Raw genomic sequence first — 25,299 nt, 5'->3', positions numbered from 1 at the left:
TGAACACATCTGACCTGAGATTAGCGCATCCGGCCTGGGATTCGTAGAGTATCGCATGCTATCGAAATTGCCCTGAGCCGCTGCCTCTTTTTCTTCTTTGGTGTCTTGGAGTCTTGGTGGTAAGAACGGTTCGGCCATCGGGAACGCATAGACCTTGACCGCTGGGGCGAGAGCGCATAGGCCCTGCTGGAGTATGGTATTATCTTTCCCCGAACGCCGAGATCTCCTGAAGCCGCACACAGGCTGCCGCAGAGCAGCTGATAAAGTACCATTCCATGAATCAACCTTTGACCTCTTCTCGCGGGGCCACGTTTCGCCCATCCCAGGTCTGGCTGTGGTGCGCCCTGCTGCTGGTCGCGGCCCTGCTGCCGCGCTGCTGGGGCCTGGCCGACTACTTTACGATCGACGAGGGCTACCACTGGATCCAGCGGGTGCGCCTGTTCAGCGAGGCGCTGGCCGACCAAAAGTGGAGCGCGACCTACCTGACCGGCCACCCCGGTGTGACGACCACGTGGCTGGGTAGCCTGGGCCGCGCGCTGGCCGCCGCCTGGGGTGTGCCCGACGACCGCGCCGCCGGTGCCACCACGGCCTACCTGGCCATGCTGCGGCTGCCGCTGGCGGTGCTCAACGGGCTGGTGGTGGTGCCGGGCTACCTGCTGCTGCGCAGGCTGCTGGCCGAGCCGGTGGCGCTGCTGGCCGCCTTCCTGTGGGCGCTGGCCCCGTTCATCGTGGGCTTCGACCGCCTGCTGCACGTGGATGGGCTGACCACCTCGTTTGCCAGCCTGAGCATACTGCTGCTGCTGGTGGCGCTGTTGCCGGGGGCCGCGCGCACGGGCCGGGGGCGCTGGCTGGCGCTGATCGGATCGGGCTGCTGCGCCGGGCTGGCGGTGCTCAGCAAGTCGTCGGGGCTGGTGCTGCTGCCCTGGGCTGGCCTGGCCATGGCCGCCTTCGTGCTGGCCGAGCGGCGCGGCTGGCTGGCCTGGGTGCGCGATGTGGCCGCCATGTATCTGGCCTGGCTGGCGGCGGCGGCGCTGACCTTCTGGGCCTGCTGGCCGGCCATGTGGGTCGCGCCGTGGGCCAGCTTCATGGGCGTGATCGACGAGGCGATCAACAACGGCGGCCAGCCGCACGCCTCGGGCAACTTCTTCCTGGGCGTGCCGGTGCCCGACCCCGGCGGGCTGTTCTATATCGCCGTGGTGCTGTGGCGCAGCGACCCGATCACGCTGCTGGGGCTGCTGGGCTTCGCGGGCGTGCTGGTATGGCGGCTGCTGGCCTGGCGGCGGCGCGCGCCCGCGCCCGCGTGGTGGCTGCGCGACCGCTGGGTGCTGGGGGCGCTGTGCGGCGCCATCCTGCTGTTCGGCCTGGCGCTGAGCATCGCGGCCAAGAAGTTCGACCGCTACTCGCTGCCCGCGTGGCCCGCGCTAGAGGTGCTGGCGGCCTACGGGCTGGTGGCGATCTGGCGCTGGCTGGCCGGGCTGCTCGGCCCGCGCGTGGCGGCGCTGCGCGGGCGGGCGGCGGCCTGGGCGGCGGGCGCGCTGGCCGTGCTCAGCGTGGCGCTGGGCGATCTCTCGCACCAGCCCTACTATATGTCCTACTACAACCCCGCGCTGGGCGGCGGCGCGGTGGCCCAGCACGTGCTGCTGATCGGCTGGGGCGAGGGTATGGAGCATATCGGCGCGTGGCTGCAGCAGCGCCCCGACTTCGAGCGCGGCGCGGTGCTCTCGTGGATCCCGCCCACGCTCGCGCCCTTCCTGCCGCGCGGCTTCCCGCTGTACGACATCCGCACCACCACCATCCACCAGCCCGACCCTATGCCAAACTACGCGGTGCTCTACGAGCGGGCCGCCATGCGCGAGGAGACGCCCGAGCCAGAGGCGTACGTGCGCCAGACGCCGCCGCTGTATACGCTGGAGATGTTCGGCATCCCCTACGCCACCATCCACCAGCTGCCGCGCCCCTATGAGACGCCGCTGGCCGCCACATTCGACGGCGGCGCGCTGGCCCTGCGCGGCTACACGCTCAAGCGCGACGGCGCGACGCTGTCGGTCTGGCCGTCGTGGGATGTGCGCCGCGACCAGCCGGGTGGCGTGATGTTGTTTCTGCACGTGCTGAACGAGCGGGGCGAGCGGGTGGGCCAGATCGACGCGGCGGTGGACGAGGGCATGTTCCCCACGTGGCAGCGCGGCCAGCAGTTTGGCATCACGCTGCCGATCGGCCTGCCCGCCGACCTGCCTGCGGGCGAGTACCGCGTGGTGATGGGCCTCTACCGCGAGAGCGGGCGGCTGGCGGTGGATGCGGGCGCGCTGCCCGAGGCGGTGGATGGGCCAAACGCTATCCAGCTTGCAACCTTCACGGTCGGCCAATGATCCGCGTGCTCTCCGCCGCCCGCCGCGCGCGGGCCGATCTGCTGGTGGCGCTGGCCCTGGCCCTGGCCGCCGCGCTGCTGGCCAGCGCCGCCTATCGCACGGGCCGCGCCACCACGCTGGCCGTGGACGCCGAGTCGGTGATGCTGCCGCTGAAGGGCGTGTATGACGTGGAGCAGTACGCCGACCAGGCCGGATCGTTCCGCTGGACATCCGGCGAGGCCCAGGTGCGGCTGCCCAACCCCGGCGGGCCGAGCGTGGCCACGCTGATGCTGGCGGGCGGCGCGCGCGGCGCGGTGCCGCTGCGGGTGGATGTGGGGGCCTACTCGGCCAGCTTCGAGGTGCGCCCCGAGCCGCGCCGCTACCAGGTGTACCTGCCCGCCCAGCCCGGCGAGAGCCTGAAGCTGCGGCTGACCGCCCCCGCCGAGGAGATCCGCAGCCGCGAGCTGGGCGTGGTGCTGGGCGGCGCTGGCGCGGATGGCGGCGGCGCGGCCCCGCGCGATGTGGCGCTGGCGCTGGCCTTCGCCGCGCTGGGCGGCTACGCCCTGATGCGGCGGGGCGGCCTGGGCCGCTGGTGGGCCGCAGGCGCGGCGCTGGCGCTGGAGGCGGCGCTGGCGCTGTGGCAGGGCCAGGCGGGCGGCTGGCGCTTCATGATCTTCGGGCAGGGCATGCTGGCGGTGGGTGCGGCAGGGCTGGCCGGGGCGGCGCTGGATGCGCTGCTGCCGCGCCCGACCGTGCGCGGCCAGCCCGCCGCGCCGCTGGCCCGCGCCGACTGGCTGCTGATCGCGGGGCTGCTGGCGCTGGCGCTGTGCGTGCGCATCCCGCTGCTGTTCGCGCCCGACCCGGTGGGCGACCTGGAGCTGTCGGGGCGGCGCATGGCAGCGCTGCACGATCTGGGCTTCGCGGGGGCCTTCACCGGCGGCGGCGACTATATGCCGGTGCGGCTCTACTGGCTGCGCGCGTTTGCCGAGATCGCGGCGGCGGGCGGCGCGGGCTTTCTCGACCCGCTGCCGCCGCTCACCATGGTGCTGATCAAGCTGCCCGGCCTGCTGGCCGACCTGGCGGTGATTGGCATGATCTACGCCTGGGCTCGGCGCAGCTACGGGCGGCTGGCCTCGGTCGGGTTTGCCGCGCTGTACGCCTTCGCGCCGCCGGTGTGGATCAACGTGGCATGGTGGGGACAGGTGGACGCTATCCTGATCCTGCCGCTGATCGCCATGCTGCTGGTGCTCGACCGGGCCGACGGCGTGTGGGCCTGGCTGTGCTGGGCGCTGGCGCTGCTGATCAAGCCCCAGGCGATCATCTTCGCGCCGGTGCTGTACGCGGCCACCGCCCGCCAGCATGGGGCGCGCGGCCTGCTGCGCGGCGGGGCCGCCGGGGCGGGCCTGCTGGTGGCTGGCTGCGCCCCGCTGGCCCTGATCGGCCAGGGCGCGGGCATGCTGCAGGCCTACGTCGGCTCGGTCGGGCGCTTCCCCTACGTCACCAACCGCGCCTACAACCTGTGGTACCTGCTGCTGGAGCCGGACGGCGGGCCGGACACGGTGCTGCTGTTTGGCCTGCTGAGCTACCGCACCATCGGCATGCTGCTGATCGGCGCGGTGGCCGCGCTGGCCTGCGCCGCGCTGCTGGCCCGCGCCGACACGGCCATGCGCCTGGAGGCGGGCGCGCTGATCGCGCTGGGCTTCTTCCTGCTGCCTACCCAGATCCACGAGCGCTACCTCTTTTTGGCGCTGGCGCTGCTGGTGCTCAGCGCGGTGCGCGCGCCGCGCCTGCTGCTGCCGCTGGCCATCTATGTGATGATCAGCGCGACCCTGAACATCCTTGGCACGCTCTCCGGCTTCTGGGAGGATGCCAACACGGCTATCGCATCCTCGCCGCTGCCGAAGCTGCTGTCTGCGACCAACCTGGTGGCGCTGGGCATCCTGCTGGCGCATATGCTCACCCTGGGCTGGCGGGCGTGGCGGCGCGGGCCTGTACAACCTCAAGAGGAAACCCATGCAACAACCTGAACCGCAGGCCGCCCGGCCAACCCTGCGCAAGCAGCTCACCGTGATCGCCCGGGTGGTGGTGAGCCTGGCCCTGGTGGGCGTGCTGATCTGGCGGATCGACTTTGCCAAGATGGCCGAGTTCTGGCAGCGGGCCGACCGCGCGCTGCTGCTGGCCGCGCTGCTGCTGCAGCTGGGCGGCGTGGCGATCAGCGCCTGGAAGTGGTGGCAGCTCATCCGCATCCAGGACCCCACGCTGCCCTACCGCTGGTCGCTGCGCACCTACTTCCTGGGCAGCTTCGCCAGCAACTTCCTGCCCACCATGGTGGGCGGCGACGCCGTGCGTGTGCTGAGCCTGACCCAGCGCACCAAGCGCCCTGGCCCGGCCATCGCCTCGGTGCTGGTCGAGCGTGTCTCGGGCTTTGTGGTGCTCACTGTGATCGGCTGGGTGGGCCTGCTCAGCTCGTGGGCGCTGTTCGACCCCGCGCCCGAGCTGCGCCTGAGCGCGCTGCTGGCGCTGGCCGTGGCCACCAGTGGCATCGCCGCCGCGATCTCTAGCCCGTGGACGCTGGGCTGGCTGGAGAAGCTGCCCATCCCCGATGTGCTGCGCTGGCGCTCGCGGCTTGGCTCGTTCAGCCGCTCGCTGCGCGAGGCCGCCGCCGACACGCGCACGCTGCTGGTGCTGCTGGGCATCTCGGTGCTCTACCAGTGCTCGTGGGTGATGGTGAACATCCTGGTGTGCAGCGCGCTGGGGCTGCCCATCCCCTGGCTGGTGGTGGGCATGATCGTGCCGCTGAGCGACATCTTCGGCCTGGTGCCGATCTTCTGGAACAGCCTGGGCGCGCGCGAGGGCGTGTATATCGCGCTGCTGGGCGTGCTGGGCATCCCATCCGAGGCGGCCATGGCCTTCTCGCTGATGATCTTCATCATCCGCCTGATCGCCAGCTTGCCCGGCGGCCTGCTGATGGCGCGCGGCTCGCGCGGGGATCAGACTGTGGCCGAGCAGCCCCAGCCCTAGCCCGCTGGGATGCGCGATCTTGCCGCTCGCAGGGCCGCCCGAGCATCGCTCGGGCGGCCTCTTTTTTGCCAGCGGGCTGGCCAAGCGGATGATGCGCGCTCGTCTTCCTGGATGACCTGGCGCTCGGCGTTTGGGGTGAGCGGGCATCACCGCTTCTTCGTGGTGCGAATGCTCGGTTCCGCTGATGTGGGCTTGGCCCGCGCTTGGTATAGTAATCCCATCAGCACGGCGCACCTGTAAGCGCCGGATATCAATAGATGGAAGGAACTACCATGAGCATCTCATTTGGGCGACACATCGCGCAGGTCGGCGCGAGCAGCCTTCTGGCAATAACCCTCGGCGTCGGCATGGCTGCTGGCACCGCCTCGGCGGCGGAGAAGAAGGTCACGCCGAACGTGGCGGTATCGGTGGCGGCCACGCCCAGCGCCGACGGCACGGTGGCCTACGACATCACCGCCCGCAACTACGGCAACGGCCAGGCCAAGTATACCAACGTGGTCATCCCGATCGACAGCTCGGCCCTGGCGGTGGAGAGCACCACGCTGAGCGGCACGCCCTCGTGGCTGGCCACCAGCACATCCAGCCTGATCGAGTTCCGCGTCGAGAAGCTGGATGAGGATCAGACCGCCACGCTGCACCTGGTGCTGCAGAAGCTGCACGATAACGCCAGCCTGAGCGCCCCGCTGAGCTTCACCTGGAACGGCGGCAGCGGCGTCAGCAACACCCCGCTGCCCTACGCGCCCACCTACAGCCTGACCACCGGCGGCAACGGCGCGATGAGCGTGTTCGAGTCGGACATCTTCTCGGCGGGCGAGCCGGTGACGCTGTGGTACAATACGCCGTCGGGCGCGGTGGTGCCGGTCGAGGTGGTGCAGAACCAGAACGTGGTGACCCCGGCCACCGGCGATGACCTGAGCGAGGACGCCGTGCCGTACGTGATCGCCAGCGATGGCTCGATCCGCGTGCAGTTCTCCACGGTCGACCTGGCCGCTGGCACCTACACGATGGTGGCGCGCGGCAACTGGAGCGGCCTGACCGCAGTTGGCACCTTCCAGGCACACTAGCGAACAACGGCGTTAGCTAGATTGCGACGCGGGGCAATGATGCCCCGCGTTTTTTTGTGGTATTGTATGGTCGGGCCTGCAACATTCTGCGACGGGCGGTCGTTCTAGCTGTGGGCACTTTTCACACCTAACACGCATGGCGGTATCTGGCAGCAGCGGCGTCGCGGGCCATCGGCTTGGCGATGCTGCTGCTTTGTGTTTGCGGGGCTTTGGCGCGCGGCAGCGGCGCGGGCGGGGCATGGTCTTTCGGGCCTAGAAGCTATCACCTATTTGGGTGATTGGGCACTCACCCGATCTTCATCTTGGCAATCACCACATCCCCCGTCGCTATGCGGAATGTTCCCCGCTACACTGATGCTAGATTTTCGTATCTGTATGGCCACATGTTGCGAGCAATGAAGGAGGAGGACGCATGAGCACCCCACGCAGCGGCGATACCCTGCATGGGATGGCGATTTCTGATACCGCGATCCGCCAGCCGGTTTTCATCTCGATGATGATGCTGCTGGCGGTGGTGGTGGGCCTGCTGTCCTACAGCGCCCTGCCGGTCAACTACTTCCCCGAGATCTCGGTGCCGGTGGTGGCGGTGGTGGTGAGCTACTCGGGCGCAGGCCCCGAGAGCGTGGCCGAGCAGGTCACCGACCCAATCGAGCAGTCGGTGAACACGATCAGCGGTGTCAAGAAGATCACATCCACATCCAGCGAAGGCACGTCGCAGGTCCTCATCCAGTTCGAGGACTCTGTCGACACCGACCGAGCGCTAGAAGATGTGCGTGAGAAGGTCAATGGCGTCCTTCCCAGCCTTTCCGACGATGTCGGAACCCCGACCTATTTCAAATTCGACCCGAACTCGCTGCCGGTGCTGCAGCTGGCCGTGGCCGGCGACGGTACGATGACCCCGCTGGAGCTGCGCAACCTGATCGACGACACCTTCGTGCCGGCGCTTCAGCGCGTGTCGGGCGTCGGCTCGGTGGATGTGAGCGGCGGCGCAGAGCGGCAGATCAACGTCCAGCTAGACCTGGATCGGCTGCAGGCCTACGCGCTGACGCCCGCCCAGGTGAGCGCCGCAATCAGCGACGCCAACACCAACCAGGGCCTGGGCAGCATCGACTCCGACGGCAAGAGCTACAACCTACGCGTGCCCACCAACCTGCAGACCGCCGAGGACATCGCGGCGGTGCCGATCAGCGGCACCTCGTACGCGGTGGGCGATGTGGCCACGGTGACGGATGCCACCAAAGAGGCCACCAGCTACGCGCGGCTCGACGGCAAGGATGCGGTCACGCTCAGCATCGTGAAGCAGACCAACACCAACACGGTGTCGGTGGCCGAAGGCTCGCTGAAGGTGCTTGAGCAGCTGTTCACCCAGTACCCCCAGCTCAGCCACGTGATCACCAGCGACCAGTCCGAGCAGGTGAACGAGTCGGTCTCGTCATCGATTGAGGAGATCATCCTCTCGGTGCTGGCGGCCTTCCTGGTGGTGCTGCTGTTCTTCCGCGATCTGCGCAACACCATCGTGACCATGGCCGGCCTGCCGATCATCCTGATCTTCACCTTCACCGGCCTGCGCCTGTTCGGCATCACCATCAACGTGATCTCGCTGCTGGCGCTGTCGCTCTCGGTCGGTCTGGTGATCGACGACGCGATCGTGGTGCGTGAAAATATCTTCCGCTACCTTGAGCGCGGCTACTCGCCCGCCCAGGCCGCCAGCCGCGCCACCGCCGAGGTTTCGCTCTCGGTGCTGGCCATGACGCTGACGATCATCGCGGTGTTCCTGCCGGTGGCCATGGTCAGCGGCATCACGGGTATGATCTTCAAGTCGTTCGGCCTCACGGTGGCAATCGCCATGGCCATCTCGCTGGTCGAGGCGTTTACCTTCGCGCCGATGCTCTCGGCCCACCTGTTCAAGGACAGGCACCAGCCCCCGCCCGCCGAGGAGGCCGCCGAGGCTCCGCAGGAGCACAGCGCCATCGACGAGCACGAGGAGATGGGCGCGCTCTCGCGCTGGTACGAGCGTATCCTGCACTGGGGCCTGGTGCACCGCTTCGCCGTGGTGGGCATCGCCGTGGCCTTCCTGGTGTTCAGCATTTTTGTGGCCGCTGGCATGACGCTGAACTTCCTGCCCTCGCAGGCTAGCGACACCATCTCGGTGGCCTACACCATGGAACCCGGCACCGCCCTTGAGGAGACCGACAAGCTGGCCCGCCAGGGCGAGCAGATCATCATGGGCACCGCCGACGTGACCGCCGTGCAGAGCCAGGTGAACGCCGACTCGGGCTCGTTCACGGTGCGCGTGAAGGATGAGCACGCCACCGACGCTGTGCGCGAGCAGCTGCGCCAGAGCCTGGCCTTCCTGCCCGATCTGACCCTGGGCGCGCAGAGCTACGAGGGCGGCGGCGGCACCGGCGTCACATCTCGCAACATCCAGATCCAGGTGCGCAGCAGCGCCGATCTGGAGTCCCTGGCTCCGATCGCGGCCCAGATCGAAGAGGTCGTCAAGCAGGTGCCCGGCACCGCCGACGTCGGCTCGTCGTTCACCAACGGCCAGCCCGAGATCCAGTTCGATGTGGACAAGACCCGCGTGCGTGACCTGGGCATCAACACGGCCAGCATCGCATCCACGGTGCGCGCCCTGATCAACGGCAACACGGCCACCTCGCTGCGCCAGAATGGCGACGATATCTCGGTGGTGGTGCAGCTGCCCAAGGATCAGCGCGCCAGCCTCGACTCCATCCGCGACATCAGCATCCCCGCTGCCAGCGGGTCGGTGCCGCTGGAGACGGTGGCCACGGTGCGCTACGCCAACAGCCCGACCAGCATTAGCCGCTCGGCGCTGCAGAACCAGATCACCATCGGCGCGAACGTGGCCGAGGGCGGCGTGGCCACCAAGGTCCAGCAGGACATCCAGGCGGCGATCGCCAAGGTGCAGATACCCTCGAACGTCACCGTGACCTACGGCGGCGACCAGGAGGACCTGGCCGAGGGCTTCAGCGGCCTGTTTATCGCCATGGGCCTGGCCGTGCTGTTCGTCTACATGGTGCTGGCCTCGCAGTTCGGCTCGTTCTCGCAGCCGCTGATCATCATGCTCGCCATGCCGTTCAGCTTCCTGGGTGCGTTCATCGGCCTGCGCCTGTTCGGCCAGCCGCTCGACATCACCGGCATGATCGGCCTGATCATGCTTTTGGGCCTGGTGACGAAGAACTCCATCCTGCTGGTGGACTTCACCAACCACCTGCGCCAGAGCGGCTACGCCAAGCACGAGGCGATCGCCCGCGCTGGTGCGGTCCGGCTCCGCCCCATCCTGATGACCTCGCTGGCCATCGTGGCGGGCGCGCTGCCCACCGCGCTGGGCATCCACTTCTTCAGCGGCGGCTCCGGCTCGGAGTTCCGGCGCGGCCTGGCGGTGGTGCTGATCGGCGGTATGGTCACCTCTACGCTGCTGACGCTGCTGGTGGTGCCGATCGCCTACAGCCTGCTCGACTCCATCCAGGTGCGCATGGGTCGGCTGTTTAGCCGCCGCGCGCGCGCCGCAGCGGCAGCGCCGCAGGCCGCCGACTAGGCCGCCGCCCTCCCAGGCCGCTGGGGCGACCCCGGCCTGGGCGATGATCCGACGCAGAGCGTTGATTGAAATAGATGTTACCGAGCGCGCCGCGCCGAGCTGGCCCGCGCTCACCATGGAGAAGATCCCGTGATGAAACGAATGCTTACCGCAGGCGCGGGGCTGACCCTGGCCGCGGTCATCCTCTCTGGCTGCGGCTCCGCCCCCAGCGCGGGCGCGGCCCGCACCGATGCCACCGCCGCCGCCTCGGCGGTGGCCCAGGCCGCCACGCCCACCCCGCTGGCCACCGCCGCCCCCACCGCAGCGGCGGTCGAGCTGTCCGATAACACGGTCTCGGCCATCGGCGAGATCAAGGCCGAGCAGACCGCCGACCTGTCCTTCACCGTCAACGGCACGGTGCAGCGCGTGCTGGTGGAGGAGGGCGATGTGGTGACGGCCACCCAGGAGCTGGCCCAGCTCGATATGCGCCGCTTCACCCAGTCGCTGAACTCGGCCCAGGCCAGCCTGGCCAGCGCCGAGGCCGCCCAGGCCGCGCTCACCGAGGCCCCCGATAAGAGCCGCGTGGCCCAGGCCAAGGCCCAGGTGCGCCAGGCCCAGATCACCCTGGAGCAGACCAAAAATGCCCAGGCCCAGAACACCACGGCGGTGAACTCGCAGCTGACTGCGGCCCAGACCAGCCTAGAGTCGACCCGCAACCAGCTCTCGGCGGCCAAGACCCAGGCCGAGCAGTCGCTGACCCAGGCCACCAACGGCCTCACCCAGGCGCAGACCAGCTACGCCACGGCCAAGAAGAACTGGGACTATGTGCAGGAGACCGGCAACGACCCGACGAACCCGACCACGGTGAACTCCAGCGGCAAGAAGGTTGATAACAAGCTGAAGGACACCCAGCGCCAGGCCTACTACGACGCGTTTGTGAAGGCCGAGGCCGCGCTCAGCAGCGCTCAGTCGCAGGTGCAGGTGGCCCAGGTGGCCTACGACAACGCCCGCCAGGCCGAGGTCACGGGCGTGAAGCAGGCTGAGGAGCAGCTGACCCAGGTGCAGACCACGGTGAACAAGCAGAATCTGCCCACCGGCGTGGACTCGGTGGCGCTGGCCCAGGCCCAGGTGGATGCCGCCGTGGCTGGCCTCGCCCAGCTGAACCCCAACCCCACCAAGTCGCAGAAGGCCCAGACCGCCGCGTCGGTGGCCCAGGCCCAGGCCGCCCTGGAGTCGGCCCAGATCGACTTCGACTCGGCCACGCTGCGCGCGCCGTTTGACGGCGTGGTCTCGGCGGTCAACATCGACCCCGGCGACTCCAGCAGCGCCGGTGGCCAAGCCGCTGTCACTGTGGTGGATGTGAGCAAGCTGCACGTGGATGTGAACATCAGCGATGTCGATATCGCCAAGGTCAAGAAGGATCAGTCGGTGAAGGTGGTGGTCGAGGGCGCCGAGAAGGATGAGTACACCGGCAAGGTGACCTATATCGCGCCCACGGCCACGGTCAGCGGCAACGTGCGCACCTACGTGGTGCGTGTGGCCCTCGATAGCATCGATGGCCTGCGCCCCGGCATGCGCGCCCGCACCATCATCTCGGTGAAGTAGCGCCCGCCCGCACTGCGGCGCGCTGGATCAGATCCAGCGCGCCGCTTTTTTGCGCCACGCGCAGGCCGCTGGGCAGAAGATCCCCGGTGTTGTGACGCTACCTGTCCCACTAGGCTGCTAGCATGTTTCGGCATCTGTGCCGTTGATGAGCACGTCGCACCCCACCACTCTACTCCACACCAAAATTTCTTGCTCGTATCGCCTGCTCTGGTGTGCTTATTGATATGGCACATGCTGGGAAAAGTTTCCATAAGACGAAGCGAGAACGAGGAGGCCAACGATGGGACACCTGACAGAGACCATGCGCGCGATCGCGCTTGACCGCTTCGGCGGCATTGAGGCTATGCGGCTCCAAAACCTTCCGGTGCCAGCGATTGCCCCCAACGAGGTGCTTGTGCGGGTGGATGTCGCGGGCGTGGGCGAGTGGGATGCCTTCGAGCGCGAGGGCGGCTATGCCGAGATGCTGGGGTTCACGCCGCCGTTTCCCTATGTGCTTGGCTCCGAGGGTGCGGGGACTGTGGCTGCCCTCGGCGCGGATGTGTCGCATCTGCGCGTGGGCGACTCCGTCTACGCGCTCGGCTTTCTGAACCCCAAGGGCGGCTTCTACGCCGAGTATGCCGCAGTGGATGCGGCCTGCGTCTCGCCTGTACCCAGCGGCCTGAGCACCGCGCAGGCCGCCGCCGTGGGCGGGGTGGGCGTGACCGCGCTGCGCGGGCTGGAGGATACGCTGGGGCTGGGCCAGGGCGAGTCTGTGATGATCTTTGGGGCCAGCGGCGGCGTGGGCCATGTGGCCGTGCAGCTGGCCAAGCGGCTTGGCGCACGCGTGCTGGCCGTCGCATCGGGGGCGGATGGCGTGGCGCTGGCGCGGCGGCTGGGTGCCGACGCGGCCCTCGATGGCCGCCGCGATGATGTGCTTGCCGCCGCTCGCCAATTTGCCCCGCAGGGGCTGGATGCCGCCCTGTTCGCCGCAGGCGGCGAGGCAGCGCAGCGAGCGCTCGGCGCGCTGCGCGAGGGCGGTCGCGTCGCCTATCCCAGCGGCGTGCCTATCGAGGCCCATGCGCACCCTAGCCTGCGGGTGAGCAGCTACAATGGCGAGCCGGATGCCGACATCATCCAGCGGCTGAACCGCCTGATCGAGGTGGAGCCGTTCGATTTGCATGTCGCCCAGACCTTCCCGCTGGCCCAGGCCGCCGAGGCGCACCGCGCCCTGGCCAGCCACTACCTAGGCAAGCTGGTCCTCCAGGTCGCCTAGGTAGTGGCGCGCTGGATCTGATCCAGCGCGCCGCTTTTTTATGCGCGGGTGAACACGGCCATCTGGCTGGGCGCGCCCACCTCGGCGTCTTCTGGCCCCACCGGCAGGATGCTGACGCTGTAGCCGTGGCGCTCGGCCACGCCCGCCGCCCACGCGGCCAGCTGCGCCCGCGTCCACTCGAAGCGGTGGTCGCGGTGGCGAAACCGCCCCTGCTCCAGCGTCTCGAAGCGGATGTTGTACTCGGCGTTGGGCGTGGTGATCGCCACCGTGCCCGGCCTGGCCCGCTCGAACAGCACGCGCTCGAATGCGCCCAGCCGCCCCTCGTCCATGTGCTCGATTACCTCCACCACCGCCGCTGCGTCGTAGCCTGCCAGCCGCGCGTCGGCGTAGGTCAGCGATCCTTGGAACAGCCGCACGCGCTGGCGCTGCGCGGCGGCCAGCCGCTCCACGCGCCGCTGCGCCACTTCCAGGCTGCGGTAGGCCACATCCATCCCCACGATCTCGCGGAACTGCGGCTCCTTGGCCAGCAGCACGGTCAGCTTGCCCTCGCCGCAGCCCAGGTCGAGCACGCGCGCGGCCCCGCAGCCCTTCAGCACGGCCAGCGCCGCGCCCAGCCGCAGCTCGTGCAGGCTCTCGCGGCGCTCGCGCCTAGCTCTGTCTGCGCTCTCGTCCTCATCATCCTCGCCCTCGTCCCCCGGCTCGACCAGCTGGGCCAGGGCGCTGCGGATGAGCTGGCGGCGCTTCAGGTAGCGCAGCGTGATCAGGTTCTTCTCGGGGTGGCTGGCCAGCCAGCCCTCACCGCGCCGCAGCAGCTTCTCCACCTCGTCGGGGCCGAAGTAGTAGTGCTTGTCGGCATCCAGCACGGGGATGAGCACATACAGGTGCGCCAGCAGGTCGGCCACAGTGCAGGTGGCGGCCAGCCGCAGCCGGTAGAGGTCGCTCGCGCCCCAGTCGGGGAAGCGCTCGTCGAGCGGCAGGCGCTCCACCTCCACCGCGTAGCCCAGCGGCTCGAACAGCCGCCGCAGCAGCGGCTCGCCGCCGCGCGCGGGCAGGGCCGATATGCTGGCCTCCATCGGTAGCGCCAGGCCCGCCAGCTCGGGGCGGTCGCGCGACTTGCCGTTCAGCGCGCTGCCGAACACCTGGGCCAGCGCCACGCTCAGGAACGACGAGGCCACATAGGGCCGGTCGTTGACATATTGATCGAGCGGGCCGTCGGCCCCTGGGCTGCGCCCACGCACCAGCCCCACCGGGTCGATGTCGAGCAGCAGCGCGGCGGTGCAGCGCTCCTCGCTGGCCTCGGGGTAGAGCACGTGGGCCTTGCCGAAGCTCAGCTCGAAGCTCTGCGCCCGCACGGGGTTCTTCACCAGCAGGAACCCCAGGTCGGTGGCTGGCCGATGGGTGGTGCTTATGGTCAGAAGCATGGTTCTAATCCTCAATTCGGGTACTTTGCGCTAGATAGCTGCGTTTCCAAGAAAAATGACCGGAGGTGTTGAACGCCAAGTGACGGTGCGTTACGATGCTCCCCACGCCGCGTGCATTACCGATGCCTACGGCGCGGGCGGACACAAGATCCGCCACTACGGCGATGATTCCATGGCTGGCGCACCACCCGCATGAGCCAGCGACGCCCTACAGCCGAGGGTCCACCGGCTCGCTCTCCAGCGCCAGCACCCCGAACACGCACTCGTGCACCCGCTGCAGCGGCTCGCCCCGCGTGAAGCGCTCCAGCGCCTCGACGCCCAGCGCGAACTCGCGCAGCGCCAGGGCGCGCTTGGCCCCCACCCCGCGCGAGCGTAGCCGCCCCAGGTTGTGCGGCGCGGTGTACTCCGGCCCGTAGATGATCCGCAGGTACTCGCGGCCCCGGCACTTCACGGCGGGCTGGGTGATGCCGCGCGGCCCGCGCGCGACGAACGGCAGCGGCTTCACCACCATGCCCTCGCCGCCCTGCTCGGTCAGCTCCTCCCACCAGCGGCAGCCGGCGGCCACGCTCTCGGCGTCGGCCACGTCCACCTCTAGGGTGGGCGTGGCCAGCAGCACGCCGGTGCGGTCGGCCTGGGCCAGGCGGGCCAGGGTGGCCATGTGCCAGCGGTGGTCGTCGCGGGTGTGGGTCGCGCCCTCGCTGGCCAGCAGGTGGAAGGGCGCGAGCCGCAGGCTGGCCAGCGTCTCCACCGGCCAGCAGTAGTGGCCGTAGGCCCGCACGTAGTCCTGGGCCATCGCCTCGCGCTCGGCGAACCACGGGCCGACCTCGGCCACATCCACGCCGCGCGCCTGGGCGGCCCCGATCGCCGCTCGCGCCGCGCCCAGGCTGGCCATAGCCGCCGCGCCCACCGGCGCATACTGGCGGCGCAGCAGCTCCTGGGCCTTGGCCGACCACGGCATTAGCTCGCAGTCGAGGCACACCCAGTCGGTGCGCAGCTCGTCCCATAGCCCCGCCCGATCCATCGCGGCGCGTACGACGCCCAGCAGCCCTTCCTCCAGCACGCGGTCGTCGAAGAAGCGGCGGCCCGTGCGGGTGTAGATGATCCCCGCGCCCTCGCCCACCACGCCAAAGCGCCGCCGCGCCACATCCTCGTCGCGGCAGACGATGGCGACCGCGCGCGAGCCCATGTGCTTCACCTCGCACACCACCGTGGGCACGCCCTGCGAGCGGTAGTAGGCGAAGGCCTCCGCCGGGTGCTCCAGCAGCCCGGGCTGCTGCGTGGTCTCGGATGGCGACATGGTGGGCGGCAGGTAGATCAGCCACTTCGGGTTGGCGGCGAAGCGGCTCATCACCTCCAGCGCGGCGATGGCGTTCTCCTCGCGGATGATCACCTGCCCGCCTAGCGCGGTGCGGATGATCTTCTTGCCCAGCAGCTCGCCCACGTCCAGCAGGTCGTCGTGCTGCTGCTGGGCGGTGAGCAGCGGCGCAGGCTCGGCCAGGAACGGTCGCGCAGGCTCGGCGTAGGTCTGGCGGGCGGCCACGCTCACCAGCTCGCGCTCGGGGTAGCGCAGCGCCGTGAGCCTGCCGCCGAACACGCAGCCGGTGTCGATGTTCAGCGTGCCGTTCAGCCACTCGGCCTCGGGTGTGGGCGTGTGGCCGTAGACCACGGCGGCCCGGCCACGGTACTCGGATGCCCAGTTGTAGCGCACCGGCAGGCCGAACTCGTCGGTCTCGCCGGTGGTCTCGCCGTACAGCGCGAACTCGCGCACGCTGGCCGAGCTGCGGCCCTGCAGCTTCTGCTTCAGGCCTGCGTGGGCCACCACCAGCTTTCCATCATCCAGCACATAGTGGCTCACTAGCCCGTGGATGAACTCGGCCACCTGGGCGCGGAATGCAGCAGGCTCGCGATCGAGCTGGGCCAAGGTCTCGGCCAGGCCATGGGTGATCTGCACGTCGCGCCCGCGCAGCTTCTTATCCAGCCGCGTGTCGTGGTTGCCGGGCACGCACAGCGCCGCGCCTGCGGCCACCATGCCCATGGCCAGCCGCAGCACGCCGGGCGAGTCCGGCCCGCGGTCTACCAGATCGCCTAGGAACACGGCCTTGCGGCCCTGCGGGTGCGCCCACACGCCGCCCGCGTCGGGCGCGTAGCCCAGCGCGCCCAGCAGCTCGCGCAGCTCGTCGGCGCAGCCGTGCACATCGCCGATGATGTCGAAGGGGCCGTGGTCGCCCTTGCGGTTGTTCCACAGCGGCTCGCGGGCCACGCTGGCCGCACCCACCTCATCCGCGCTGCGGAAGGTGAACACGTGGCGGAAGCCCTCGCGCCCAAGGCCGCGCAGCGAGCGGCGCAGCTGGCCCTGCTGCCGCCGGATGACCTGCGGCCCGAAGCTGCGGTCGGGTCGGGCGGCGTTGCGCTCCTGGCAGATGCGCTCGGGCAGGTCGAACACGATGGCCACGGCCAGCACGTGCTGCTCGCGGGCCAGCGCCAGCAGCGGCTTGCGGGCCTCGGGCTGCACGTTGGTGGCATCCACCACGCATATGCGCCCGGCGGCCAGCCGCTTGCGGGCGATGTAGTGCAGCACGTCGAAGGCGTCGGTGGTGGCGCTCTGGTCGTTCTCGTCGTCGGCCACCAGGGCGCGGCAGGCGTCCGAGGAGAGCACCTCGGTGGGCAGGAAGTGCTGGCGCGCGAAGGTCGACTTGCCCGCGCCCGACGGGCCGACCAGCACCACCAGCGCAAGCTCGGGTATGGTTATCTTCACGGTGTTGCTCGATTTCTGCGCGCGGTAGCCTCGGCTGCCGCTGCGCTCGCTATGGCTCAGTGAGTATACTATGTGGTTCTTGGTGGGTCAATAGGGTTCAAAAGGAATTGTGCTCTGGCATAGGCCGTGCTATACTCTGCGCGGACCGTCTATCTGCGAGGGGATTGCATGAAGCTGAACACACTGCTGGCCGAGCTAGAGCGCCTGCCCCACGACGGGCGGATGCGGCGCATGTCCGAGCTGGGGCAGGCCGCCCGCGCCGATGCGGGTGCGGCGCAGCTCGTCGACGAGCTGGCCGCGAGCGAGTCGATGTACGAGCGCATGCTGGCGCTCCAGTCGTGCCAGGGCAGCGGCGATGGCGCGCTGGCGCTGCGCATGCTGGAGGATGCGTCGGCCACCATCCGCAGGCGGGCCAGGCGGCTGGTGCTCAAGCTGGGCACCCACGAGCAGCTGCTGGCCGCTCGCGCCATCCTGATGCGCGGCAAGCCGGGCGTGCTCGACCGCCTGGCTGGCCAGGCCCTGGGCGACGCCGAGCTGGTGGCGCTGGTGGCCGCCGGGCAGGCCCAGATGGCCCCCGAGGAGTGGGCCAGGCTGGCCCGGCTCCAGCCGCAGTTCGCCGCCGATGCCCTGCTGGCCCAGGTGCAGGCCGCCCCGCAGCCCGACGCGCACCTAGCCCGCTGCATGGCGGCGGCGCTGCATCCGCTGGGGCGGCTCGCGCCCGATGTGGGGCTGGCCCTGGCCCACGGTGCGCTGGCCGCTGGCTACACCGATCTGCCGCTGGCCGTGCTGGCGCAGGCCCGCCCCAACCAGGTGGCCGAGCTGATCGCGGCGCGGGGCAGCGCGTTTGGCCTAGACATTGTGGATCTGGCCCTGCAGGTGGATGGTGAGCGCCTGGCCGCCCTGCTGCGCCAGAGCTCCCTGCCCTATCAGCGCCACCTGCCCCACCTGTTCGCGCGGCTCGCGCCCGCCCAGCGCCGCATCGCCTACGAGGCGGCCTCCCTGCTCTGGCGGGGTGACGATGGCAGCCTGCCCGCCACGGTGGTGGGCGGCCTGCCCGCCGACCTGCGCGAGCCGGAGGCGCGGCGCAACATGGCCCTGCCCGCGCTGCTGCCCAAGCCGCTGGAGCGGCTGGCCTATGCGGCCTTCCTGCCCTGGCCCGAGGCCCAGGCCGCGCTCGCGCCGCACCTCGGCAGCCCCGAGCCGGATGTGCGCACCGCCGCGCTCACCGCACTGGTGGGCGTGACGCGCTACTACCCCGATCACCTGGCCGATCTGCTGCAGGTGGCCAACGCCCGCCGCAACGAGCAGGATCCCGTGCGCGTGGCCATGATCCAGGCGCTGGCCGCGCTGCCGCCCTCGCGCTGGCGCGTCGAGCATCTGGAGGCGCTGGGGCAGGTCATCCGCGCCGCGCTGGATGCCCGCGACTGCTCGCCGGGCACGGCCAACTGGGCGGCGCGGCTGGTGCTGCGGCTGCTGCCCTTCCACCCCGGCTGGGCCGCTCCCTGGCTGGCTACGCTCAGCCGCGAGCGCGGCGTGGTGCTGGGCGGTGGCCTGCGCGGGCTGCTCGCGCCCGCCGAGGTGCGGGCCATTGCCCCCGCGCTGCTGCCCGTGCTGCTGGCCTGGGAGCCGCGCGAGCGCGAGCAGGCGATCTTCCAGGCCGCCCGGATGTTCAAGCAGCGGCTGGAGCTGTTCCCCGAGCTGGTAGCGCTGCTGGAGCGGCTGGTGGGCGACAAGCGCGGCTGGGTCGCCGCCCAGGCCCTCGGCATCATCGCCCAGTACCTGCCCAAGCGCCTGCCGCAGCTGGTGCCCGAGCTGCTGGTCAGCGACCCCAGCTGGGTGACACAGCCCGTGGTCTACCAGTTCCTGCACCGCCGCCGCCAAGATCTGCTCGCGCCCTTCCTGGGGCAGCAGGCCTACAAGGGCCGCTTCGCCACCGGCAAGACGCGCTTCGTGCTACCGCTGATGGATGGCTTTTTTCGCTGGACGCCCGGCCAGCAGCGGGAGTTTGCCAAGGTGCTGACCGAGCTGATCGACGACAAGCAGCGCGACACGCCCGCGCTGTTCATGGCGGCGCACCAGCTGGCCGCCCTGCCCATGGTGCCGCCCGATGCGCTGATCGCCCTGGCCTCGCTAGCGAACCCCCGCCAGGCCCTCCGCGACACCGCGCTGCTGGCGCTAGCTCGCCGCGACACCGGCGACGGCACCCCGGCCCTGCTGGATGCGATGGGCGATGAGCGGGCCAGGGTGGCGATCTATGCGCTACGCCCCGCCATGCTGGCGCTGCCACCGCCGCGCGCGCTGCCGCTGCTGCTCGGCGTGCCGCTGGCCAAGGTGACGGTGGCGAAAGAGGTGGTGCGCCTGATCGGCGAGCTGCCCACCGACGAGGCCTTTGCCGCGCTGCTGGCCTTCGACCGGCGCGAGGGCCTGCACCGCGACGTGCGGGTGGCGCTGCTGCGCGCCCTCTGGGACCACCTAGGGCGCGAGGAGGCCTGGCAGGTGCTGGAGCGCGCGGCTACCGCCGAGCCAGCCCTGGCCGCCAGCCTGGCCGACATCCCCGACCTGCGGCTCGCGCCCGAGGGGCGGCGGCGGCTCGCGGCGCTGCTGGCCGCATTGCTGGCCCACCCCGATGCCCAGGTGCGCGCCGCAGCGCTGGGGCGGTGCGCGCACATGCCGGTGAGCGACCCCGAGCAGGCGCTGTTTGCGCCGCTGCTGGCGCTCGCGGCCTCGCCCATCCCCAGCGAGTGGCGAGCCGCTGTGCCCGCCGCGCTGGCCACCTACGCGCAGCACCAGCCCGATCTGGCTGGGAAGCTGGCGCGGCATGTGCTGCCCCATCGCCAGGCGCTGGTGCTGCTGGTCGATTGGTTCGCCTGCAAAGGCTCGTTCGAGCCGACCAAGGCCGCCGCCAGCGCGGTGCTGGCCGCGCTGGCCGAGGATCCGCTGGCGGTGCAGCAGCAGGTCATCCTGTCCGCCGCTGTGCTGAACCGCAATGAGTTCGTGCAGCACGTGCGCCGCCTGGCCGCCACCGGCCAGCTTCACGCCGACGCCCTGGTGGCCTGCGCCAATGCCCTGGTGGGCTATGCCCACGCTTGGAAGCCCACGCGCTTCGCCGCCATCGAGGCGGCGCTGGCCGAGGAGCCGGATGCCGCGCTGCGCCGCGTGGCGCTGGCCGCGCTGGTGGCCCACGCCGCCTGCGCGGGCTGGTCGGCCCCGCTGCGCGAGCGCCTAGCGGTCTACCGCGCCGACCCCGCGCCGCTGGTGGCCGCCGCCGCCCAGTTCGTCTTCCCGCCGGATGCTTAGCGTAGCCTTAGCGAAGATCGGGCCTTTGGCCCTGGGGGCGGCGGCGCAAAAGCGGCTATAATACGGCTATAGAAATACGAGCTACTCAGGGGCGAGTACATCACCGTTTCCTTCTGAGCGGACAAAGCGCGACCCTGTGCAAGACTGGCCTGCTATGCTCACATAGGCAGGCCAGTCTTTGTTATCGCCTTTGCTCGCCCCGCTATGCTGGAGCACCACATGAGCGCTGCCGATTCGCCCTCTTCACCCCCCGCCGCCCGGCCCGACGCCTACCAGGCCCTGCGGTTCCGCGACTTCCGCCTGCTGTTCTTCAGCACGCTGTTCTCGGTGATCGCCGAGCAGATGCTGGGGGCCGCCATCGCCTGGGAGCTGTACGCCCGCACCAAGAATCCCTTCGACCTGGGCCTGGTTGGCCTGGTCCAGATCATCCCCGTGCTGCTGCTGGCCCTGCCTGCGGGCCACATCGCCGATACCGCCGACCGCAAGCGCGTGGTGGTGCTGGCCATGTCGGGTCTGGCGCTATGTAGTTTGGCCCTGGCGGCCCTGTCGTGGGTGCAGGGGCCGATTGTGCTGATCTATCTGTGCATCTTGGGTATGGGCATCGGGCGGGCCTTCCAAAGCCCGGCTTTCTCGGCGCTTCAGGCCCAGGTGGTGCCCGTCGAGGCCTACGCCAACGCGGCCACCTGGCAGAGCACCGCCTGGCAGCTGTCAGCCATCCTCGGCCCGGCGCTGGGCGGGCTGCTGCTGGCCCTACCCACTGGCGCGACGCTGGTCTACATCCTCTCCAGCGTGACCCTGCTGGGCGTCGCACTGGCGCTTTCCACCATTCGTGCGCAGACGGCGGCCCAGCACGCTGGCGAGCCGATGACCATGTCGTCGATGCTGGTGGGCCTGCGCTTCGTGTGGCAGAACAAGATCATCCTGGCCTCGATCTCGCTCGACATGTTTGCGGTGCTGTTCGGCGGGGCGGTGGCGCTGCTGCCAGTCTACGCCAGCGATGTGCTGCACGTGGGCGAGCTGGGCTACGGCGTGATGCGCGCCGCGCCTTCGATCGGCGCGGTGGCGATGGCCTTCCTGATCGCGCATATGCCGCCTATGAAGCATGCGGGCCGCGCCCTGCTGTATGCGGTGGCCGGGTTCGGTGTGGCGACGCTGGTGTTTGGCGTCTCCACGTTCTTCCCGCTCTCGCTGGCTATGCTGGTGGTGCTGGGCGCGCTCGACAACATCAGCGTGGTCATCCGCAGCACGCTGCTGCTCACCCGCACGCCGGATGAGATGCGCGGGCGCGTGAATGCGGTGCACTACGTGTTTGTGGGCATCTCCAACGAGCTTGGCTCCTTCGAGTCGGGCACGGTGGCGGCGCTGCTTGGCTCGTCGGTGGCGTCGGTGGTGTTTGGCGGCTTTGGCACGCTGGCCGTGGTGGTGCTGATCGCCCTGGCCTTCCCCGAGCTGCGCAGGCTGGGGCGGCTGGTAGCCGCGCCTGCGGCCTAGGGTTGGCCTCGTGCAGTGGCTGGAGGCGGCGTGGGGTGGACCGCGCCGCCTTTGGCGTGCCTAGGGGCGGCGCTGGGGGTCGAGCATGTCGCGCAGGCCGTCGCCCAGCAGGTTGCAGCCCAGCGCGGTGCCGAACAGGGCGGCGGCGGGCCACAGCACCAGCTGCGGGTCGGTCTGGATGTAGGGCTGGGCGTCGTTCAGCAGCGCGCCCCACTCGGGGCTGGGCGGCTGGGTGCCCAGGCCCAGGAAGTTCAGACCCGCGATGGCGAGGATGATCTGGCCGCAGTCGACGGCGGTCAGCACTACCAGCGGCCCGGCGATGTTCGGCAGGATGTGGCGCAGCAGGATGCGCGGCGGCGCGAAGCCCAGCGCCCGCGCAGCCTGGATATACTCTTGCCTGCGAGCCACCTGCACCCCGGCGCGGATCACGCGGGCGTAGCGGGTCCAGCCCGTGATGGCGAGCGCCAGCACCACGCTGGCTAGGCCACCGCCCAGGGTGCCCGCCACCGCCACCGCGAGGATGAAGCCGGGGATGGCCATCAGCAGGTCGCACAGCCGCATTAGCAGGGCGTCGGCCCAGCCGCCCAGGTAGCCCGCCGCCAGCCCGGCCATGGTGGCCAGGGCCAGCGTGGCGACCATAGTGGCGGCGGCGGTGGCCAGCGTGGCCCGCCCGCCATAGGCTAGGCGGGCCAGCATGTCGCGCCCCAGGTGGTCGGTGCCCAGCGGGTGGGCGGCGCTCGGCCCGCCGAAGGCATCGAGCAGGTGCTGCTCGGCAGGGTCGGCCAGGCCGAGCATGGGCGCCCCCAGCGTGAGGGCGACCACTAGGGCCAGCAGGCCTGCCCCGGCCAGCATGTCGGGCGGGTGGCTATGGCGTCGTCGCGCGTGGGCCATGCTAGGCCTGCCTATCGGTGATGCGCGGGTCGAGCCAGCCGCAGAGCAGGTCGGCCAGCAGGTTCACCAGCGCGAAGATCGCGGCCATGTAGACCATCACACCCTGGATCACCGGGTAGTCGCGGGCGCTGATCGCATCCACCGCGTAGCGGCCCACCCCCGGCCACGCGAAGATCCGCTCCACCACCACCGCGCCGCTCAGCAGCCTGCCCGCGCTCATGGCCAGCGCGGTGATGATCGGCGCGGCGGCGTTGCGCAGCACGTGCCCGCCAACCACGCGCCACTCGGCCAGGCCCTTGGCGCGGGCCAGCCGCACGTAGTCCTGCCTCAGGGCCTCCAGCATGCTGGCGCGCACCAGCCGCAACACCGTGGTGGCCACCCCGGCGGCCAGGGCTACGCTGGGCAGCACCATGTGGCGCGGCGTGCCATAGCCAAAGGCGGGCAGCCAGCCCAGCGCCGCCGCGAACAGCAGCACCAGCAGCAGCGCCAGCAGGTAGCTGGGCATGCTGGCCCCCAGGGTTGCCAGCGCCAGCCCCGCGCGGTCGATCACGCCGCCGCGCTGGATGGCCGCGAGCACGCCCAGCGGCACCCCGACCAGCGCCGCCAGCGCCATGCTGCTGGCGGCCAGCGCCAGGGTGGCGGGCAGCCGCGCCGCGATCTCGGCGGCCACCGGCCTGCCGCTGCGGTAGGATGTGCCGAGGTCGCCCTGGGCCGTGCGGGCCAGCCAGCGCGTGTAGCGCAGCGGGGCGGGCTGGCTCAGGCCTAGCTCGTGCCGGAACGATTCGATGGCCGCTTTGCTGGGGGTGCTGCCTTCCATCCGCATCACCAGCAGGATCTCGGCGGGGTCGCCGGGGGCCAGCGCCGAGAGGCCGAAAGCCAGCGCCGAGATGCCCAGCAGCACCCCCGCTGTGGCCAGCAGCCGCCGAAAAAGATAGCCGATCATGCGATGCTGAAGCCCCCGTTCAGGAAGTAGAGGAAGAAGGGGTGCGCCGTGTCGAAGCCGCCGACCTGCCTGGAGACGCCGTAGGAGTAGTTGGGGTAGGCCAGCGGGATGGTGGCGGCCTCATCCAGCAGCTGCTGCTGGATGGCGCAGGCCTGGGCGGTGCGGGCGGCGCGGTCGCTCACTGGCTGGAGCGCATCGAGCTGCTGGTCGATGCTCACGCTGCTGTAGCCGCCACGGTTGGCCGCGCCGCCCGTGCGGAAGAACGCATCCAGCGAGCCATAGGCGTCGCCGGTGGCGGCCATGTTGTTGAAGTACATCGCGCCATCCCAACCGCCAGCGCTCAGGGTGCTGTTGATCTGCTCGGTGCTCTGGATCTCCATGGCGATGCCCGCCTGCTTGAGGCTGGCCTGGATGATCTCGGCCATCGGGGTAAGCGCCGGGCGCTGCGGGTAGCTGACCACCAGCAGTTTCAGCGGCGCGCCGCCCGTTTCCACCACGCCGTCGCCGTCGCTGTCGGCGTAGCCAGCCTCGGCCAGCAGCTGCTTGGCCTTCTCTAGGTCGTAGGCCGGAGCCTGGGCGTTTTGGCAGGCCAGGATGCTGGGCGGGATCTGCCCGGCGGCGGGCAGGCCTTGGCCGCGCAGCACCGCGCTCACCAGCACGTCGCGCTGGGGGATGGCGTGGGCGATGGCCTGGCGCACCCGCAGATCGGCCAGCGCGGGCCGCTGCTCATTGAGATACATGAAGATCGTCGAGATTGGCTGCGCGTGCACCACCTTCAGCTCGGGGCTGGCGCTGGCCACATCCACGCTCTCGGGCCGCAGGTCTACGGCGATGTCAAGCTCGCCGCTCTGCAGCCCCAGGATGCGCGCGCTGGCCTCGGCCAGCACCGTGACCTCCACGCGGCTGGTCTTGGCCACGCCGCCCCAGTAGCGCGGGTTGGCCTGCAGCACCAGGCGCTGATCGACCGCGAACTCGGCCACCTGGTAGACGCCGGTCATCACTGGCTTGAGCGCGAAGGCGTCGCCCTGCTGCTGGGCGGCATCGGCATTGACAATGATAAAGGCCGGGTCGGTCAGGATGTTGGGCAGCAGCGGGCTAGCGCGGCTGGTGGTGATCTGCACGGTGCGCTCGTCGCTGGCCACGATCTGGGCGGCACCCAGCAAGGCCTTGGCCCCGGCCACACCTTCCACCGCGCGCTCAAGCGAGCGCTTGACGGCCTCGGCGGTGACTGGTGCGCCATCCTGGAACAGCGCGCCCTGGCGCAGCGTGATCGCCCAGGTGGTCTCGTCGCGCTGCGCGATCGCCTCGGCCAGCCAGGGCACCGCCGCAAACTGGTCATCCAGCCGCGTCAGGGTCTCGCCCACGCCAAACTGGATGGCGTGGAACCCGCCGCCGCTCAGCGGGTCGAGTGGCGCGCTGAGGAAGGGCGTGCCGATGCGCAGGGGTCTATTGCTGGGCGCGGCGCTGGCGGCTTGACCAGAGGCAGCGCTGGGCATGCTGGGGCTGGCCGGGGTGCCGCCGCAGGCTGAAAGCACCGCCGCCACAGCGGCGGCGCGGGCTGCGAAGAACAGGGGGCGTCGCATGGGTCTGGGTTCTCCTTCTGTATCAAAGCGCATCCCAGGCGTGCCGCAGCTGCTGGCGTGCCTGGGATGAAGATAGTTTGATTGTAGAAGGAG

At 70.1% G+C, this 25,299-nt stretch carries 13 protein-coding genes; 8 read left to right on the top strand and 5 right to left on the bottom strand.

The window, feature by feature from the left end; genetic code table 11:
- Positions 1 to 275 precede the first annotated feature (275 nt).
- The 6 genes from F8S13_05650 (at position 276) to F8S13_05625 (ending at position 12,825) form a co-directional block, all read left to right on the top strand.
- Positions 276 to 2,366 (top strand): glycosyl transferase, encoded by a 2,091-nt coding sequence (locus F8S13_05650; GenBank protein KAB8144360.1) that lies wholly within the window; start codon positions 276 to 278, stop codon positions 2,364 to 2,366.
- 1,845 nt (positions 2,367 to 4,211) lie between these two features.
- Positions 4,212 to 5,366, top strand: coding sequence for a flippase-like domain-containing protein (locus F8S13_05645; GenBank protein KAB8144359.1), 1,155 nt, complete (start codon positions 4,212 to 4,214; stop codon positions 5,364 to 5,366).
- Between the two features lie 272 nt (positions 5,367 to 5,638).
- Positions 5,639 to 6,430 (top strand): hypothetical protein, encoded by a 792-nt coding sequence (locus tag F8S13_05640; protein KAB8144358.1) that lies wholly within the window; start codon positions 5,639 to 5,641, stop codon positions 6,428 to 6,430.
- A 412-nt stretch (positions 6,431 to 6,842) separates the two neighbouring features.
- Positions 6,843 to 9,989 carry an efflux RND transporter permease subunit gene (locus F8S13_05635; protein KAB8144357.1) on the top strand — a complete coding sequence of 1,049 codons (3,147 nt, stop codon included), beginning with the start codon at positions 6,843 to 6,845 and terminating at the stop codon, positions 9,987 to 9,989.
- Between the two features lie 132 nt (positions 9,990 to 10,121).
- A complete protein-coding gene (locus F8S13_05630; GenBank protein ID KAB8144356.1) occupies positions 10,122 to 11,573 on the top strand; it encodes an HlyD family efflux transporter periplasmic adaptor subunit in 1,452 nt (483 codons plus the stop codon).
- A 301-nt stretch (positions 11,574 to 11,874) separates the two neighbouring features.
- Positions 11,875 to 12,825 (top strand): NADP-dependent oxidoreductase, encoded by a 951-nt coding sequence (locus tag F8S13_05625; protein ID KAB8144675.1) that lies wholly within the window; start codon positions 11,875 to 11,877, stop codon positions 12,823 to 12,825.
- A 38-nt stretch (positions 12,826 to 12,863) separates the two neighbouring features.
- Here F8S13_05625 and F8S13_05620 read toward each other — a convergent pair whose 3' ends face one another.
- Entirely contained in the window at positions 12,864 to 14,246 is a 1,383-nt protein-coding gene (locus F8S13_05620) for a 3' terminal RNA ribose 2'-O-methyltransferase Hen1 (GenBank protein ID KAB8144355.1), read from the bottom strand.
- 208 nt (positions 14,247 to 14,454) lie between these two features.
- Positions 14,455 to 17,001 carry a polynucleotide kinase-phosphatase gene (locus F8S13_05615; protein KAB8144354.1) on the bottom strand — a complete coding sequence of 849 codons (2,547 nt, stop codon included), beginning with the start codon at positions 16,999 to 17,001 and terminating at the stop codon, positions 14,455 to 14,457.
- Positions 17,002 to 17,169: 168 nt separating this feature from the next.
- Here F8S13_05615 and F8S13_05610 point away from each other — a divergent pair, with 168 nt between their 5' ends.
- Complete coding sequence (locus F8S13_05610) at positions 17,170 to 20,298, top strand: hypothetical protein (protein KAB8144353.1); 3,129 nt, start codon at positions 17,170 to 17,172, stop codon at positions 20,296 to 20,298.
- Positions 20,299 to 20,517: 219 nt separating this feature from the next.
- Complete coding sequence (locus F8S13_05605; GenBank protein KAB8144352.1) at positions 20,518 to 21,789, top strand: MFS transporter; 1,272 nt, start codon at positions 20,518 to 20,520, stop codon at positions 21,787 to 21,789.
- Positions 21,790 to 21,849: 60 nt separating this feature from the next.
- Here F8S13_05605 and F8S13_05600 read toward each other — a convergent pair whose 3' ends face one another.
- The 3 genes from F8S13_05600 to F8S13_05590 are packed head-to-tail and all read right to left on the bottom strand — an operon-like array spanning position 21,850 to position 25,239.
- Positions 21,850 to 22,680 (bottom strand): ABC transporter permease, encoded by an 831-nt coding sequence (locus tag F8S13_05600; protein KAB8144351.1) that lies wholly within the window; start codon positions 22,678 to 22,680, stop codon positions 21,850 to 21,852.
- Between the two features lies 1 nt (position 22,681).
- Entirely contained in the window at positions 22,682 to 23,623 is a 942-nt protein-coding gene (locus F8S13_05595) for an ABC transporter permease (GenBank protein KAB8144350.1), read from the bottom strand.
- A complete protein-coding gene (locus F8S13_05590) occupies positions 23,620 to 25,239 on the bottom strand; it encodes an ABC transporter substrate-binding protein (GenBank protein KAB8144349.1) in 1,620 nt (539 codons plus the stop codon). The genes F8S13_05595 and F8S13_05590 overlap by 4 nt, the downstream gene beginning before the upstream one ends.
- Positions 25,240 to 25,299 lie beyond the last annotated feature (60 nt).

The sequence above is a fragment of the Chloroflexia bacterium SDU3-3 genome (assembly GCA_009268125.1).
Lineage (GTDB): Bacteria > Chloroflexota > Chloroflexia > Chloroflexales > Roseiflexaceae > SDU3-3.
The sequence above is the reverse complement of the archived record's forward strand: the minus strand, read 5'-3'. Positions and strand labels throughout refer to the sequence as shown.

Bases quoted from the DNA above. Each gene is read 5' to 3' on its own strand.
- F8S13_05650 (KAB8144360.1), top strand. From the start codon at position 276: ATGAATCAACCTTTGACCTCTTCTCGCGGGGCCACGTTTCGCCCATCC.
- F8S13_05645 (KAB8144359.1), top strand. From the start codon at position 4,212: ATGCCAACACGGCTATCGCATCCTCGCCGCTGCCGAAGCTGCTGTCTG.
- F8S13_05640 (KAB8144358.1), top strand. From the start codon at position 5,639: ATGAGCATCTCATTTGGGCGACACATCGCGCAGGTCGGCGCGAGCAGC.
- F8S13_05635 (KAB8144357.1), top strand. From the start codon at position 6,843: ATGAGCACCCCACGCAGCGGCGATACCCTGCATGGGATGGCGATTTCT.
- F8S13_05630 (KAB8144356.1), top strand. From the start codon at position 10,122: ATGAAACGAATGCTTACCGCAGGCGCGGGGCTGACCCTGGCCGCGGTC.
- F8S13_05625 (KAB8144675.1), top strand. From the start codon at position 11,875: ATGCGCGCGATCGCGCTTGACCGCTTCGGCGGCATTGAGGCTATGCGG.
- F8S13_05620 (KAB8144355.1), bottom strand. From the start codon at position 14,246: ATGCTTCTGACCATAAGCACCACCCATCGGCCAGCCACCGACCTGGGG.
- F8S13_05610 (KAB8144353.1), top strand. From the start codon at position 17,170: ATGAAGCTGAACACACTGCTGGCCGAGCTAGAGCGCCTGCCCCACGAC.
- F8S13_05605 (KAB8144352.1), top strand. From the start codon at position 20,518: ATGAGCGCTGCCGATTCGCCCTCTTCACCCCCCGCCGCCCGGCCCGAC.
- F8S13_05600 (KAB8144351.1), bottom strand. From the start codon at position 22,680: ATGGCCCACGCGCGACGACGCCATAGCCACCCGCCCGACATGCTGGCC.
- F8S13_05595 (KAB8144350.1), bottom strand. From the start codon at position 23,623: ATGATCGGCTATCTTTTTCGGCGGCTGCTGGCCACAGCGGGGGTGCTG.
- F8S13_05590 (KAB8144349.1), bottom strand. From the start codon at position 25,239: ATGCGCTTTGATACAGAAGGAGAACCCAGACCCATGCGACGCCCCCTG.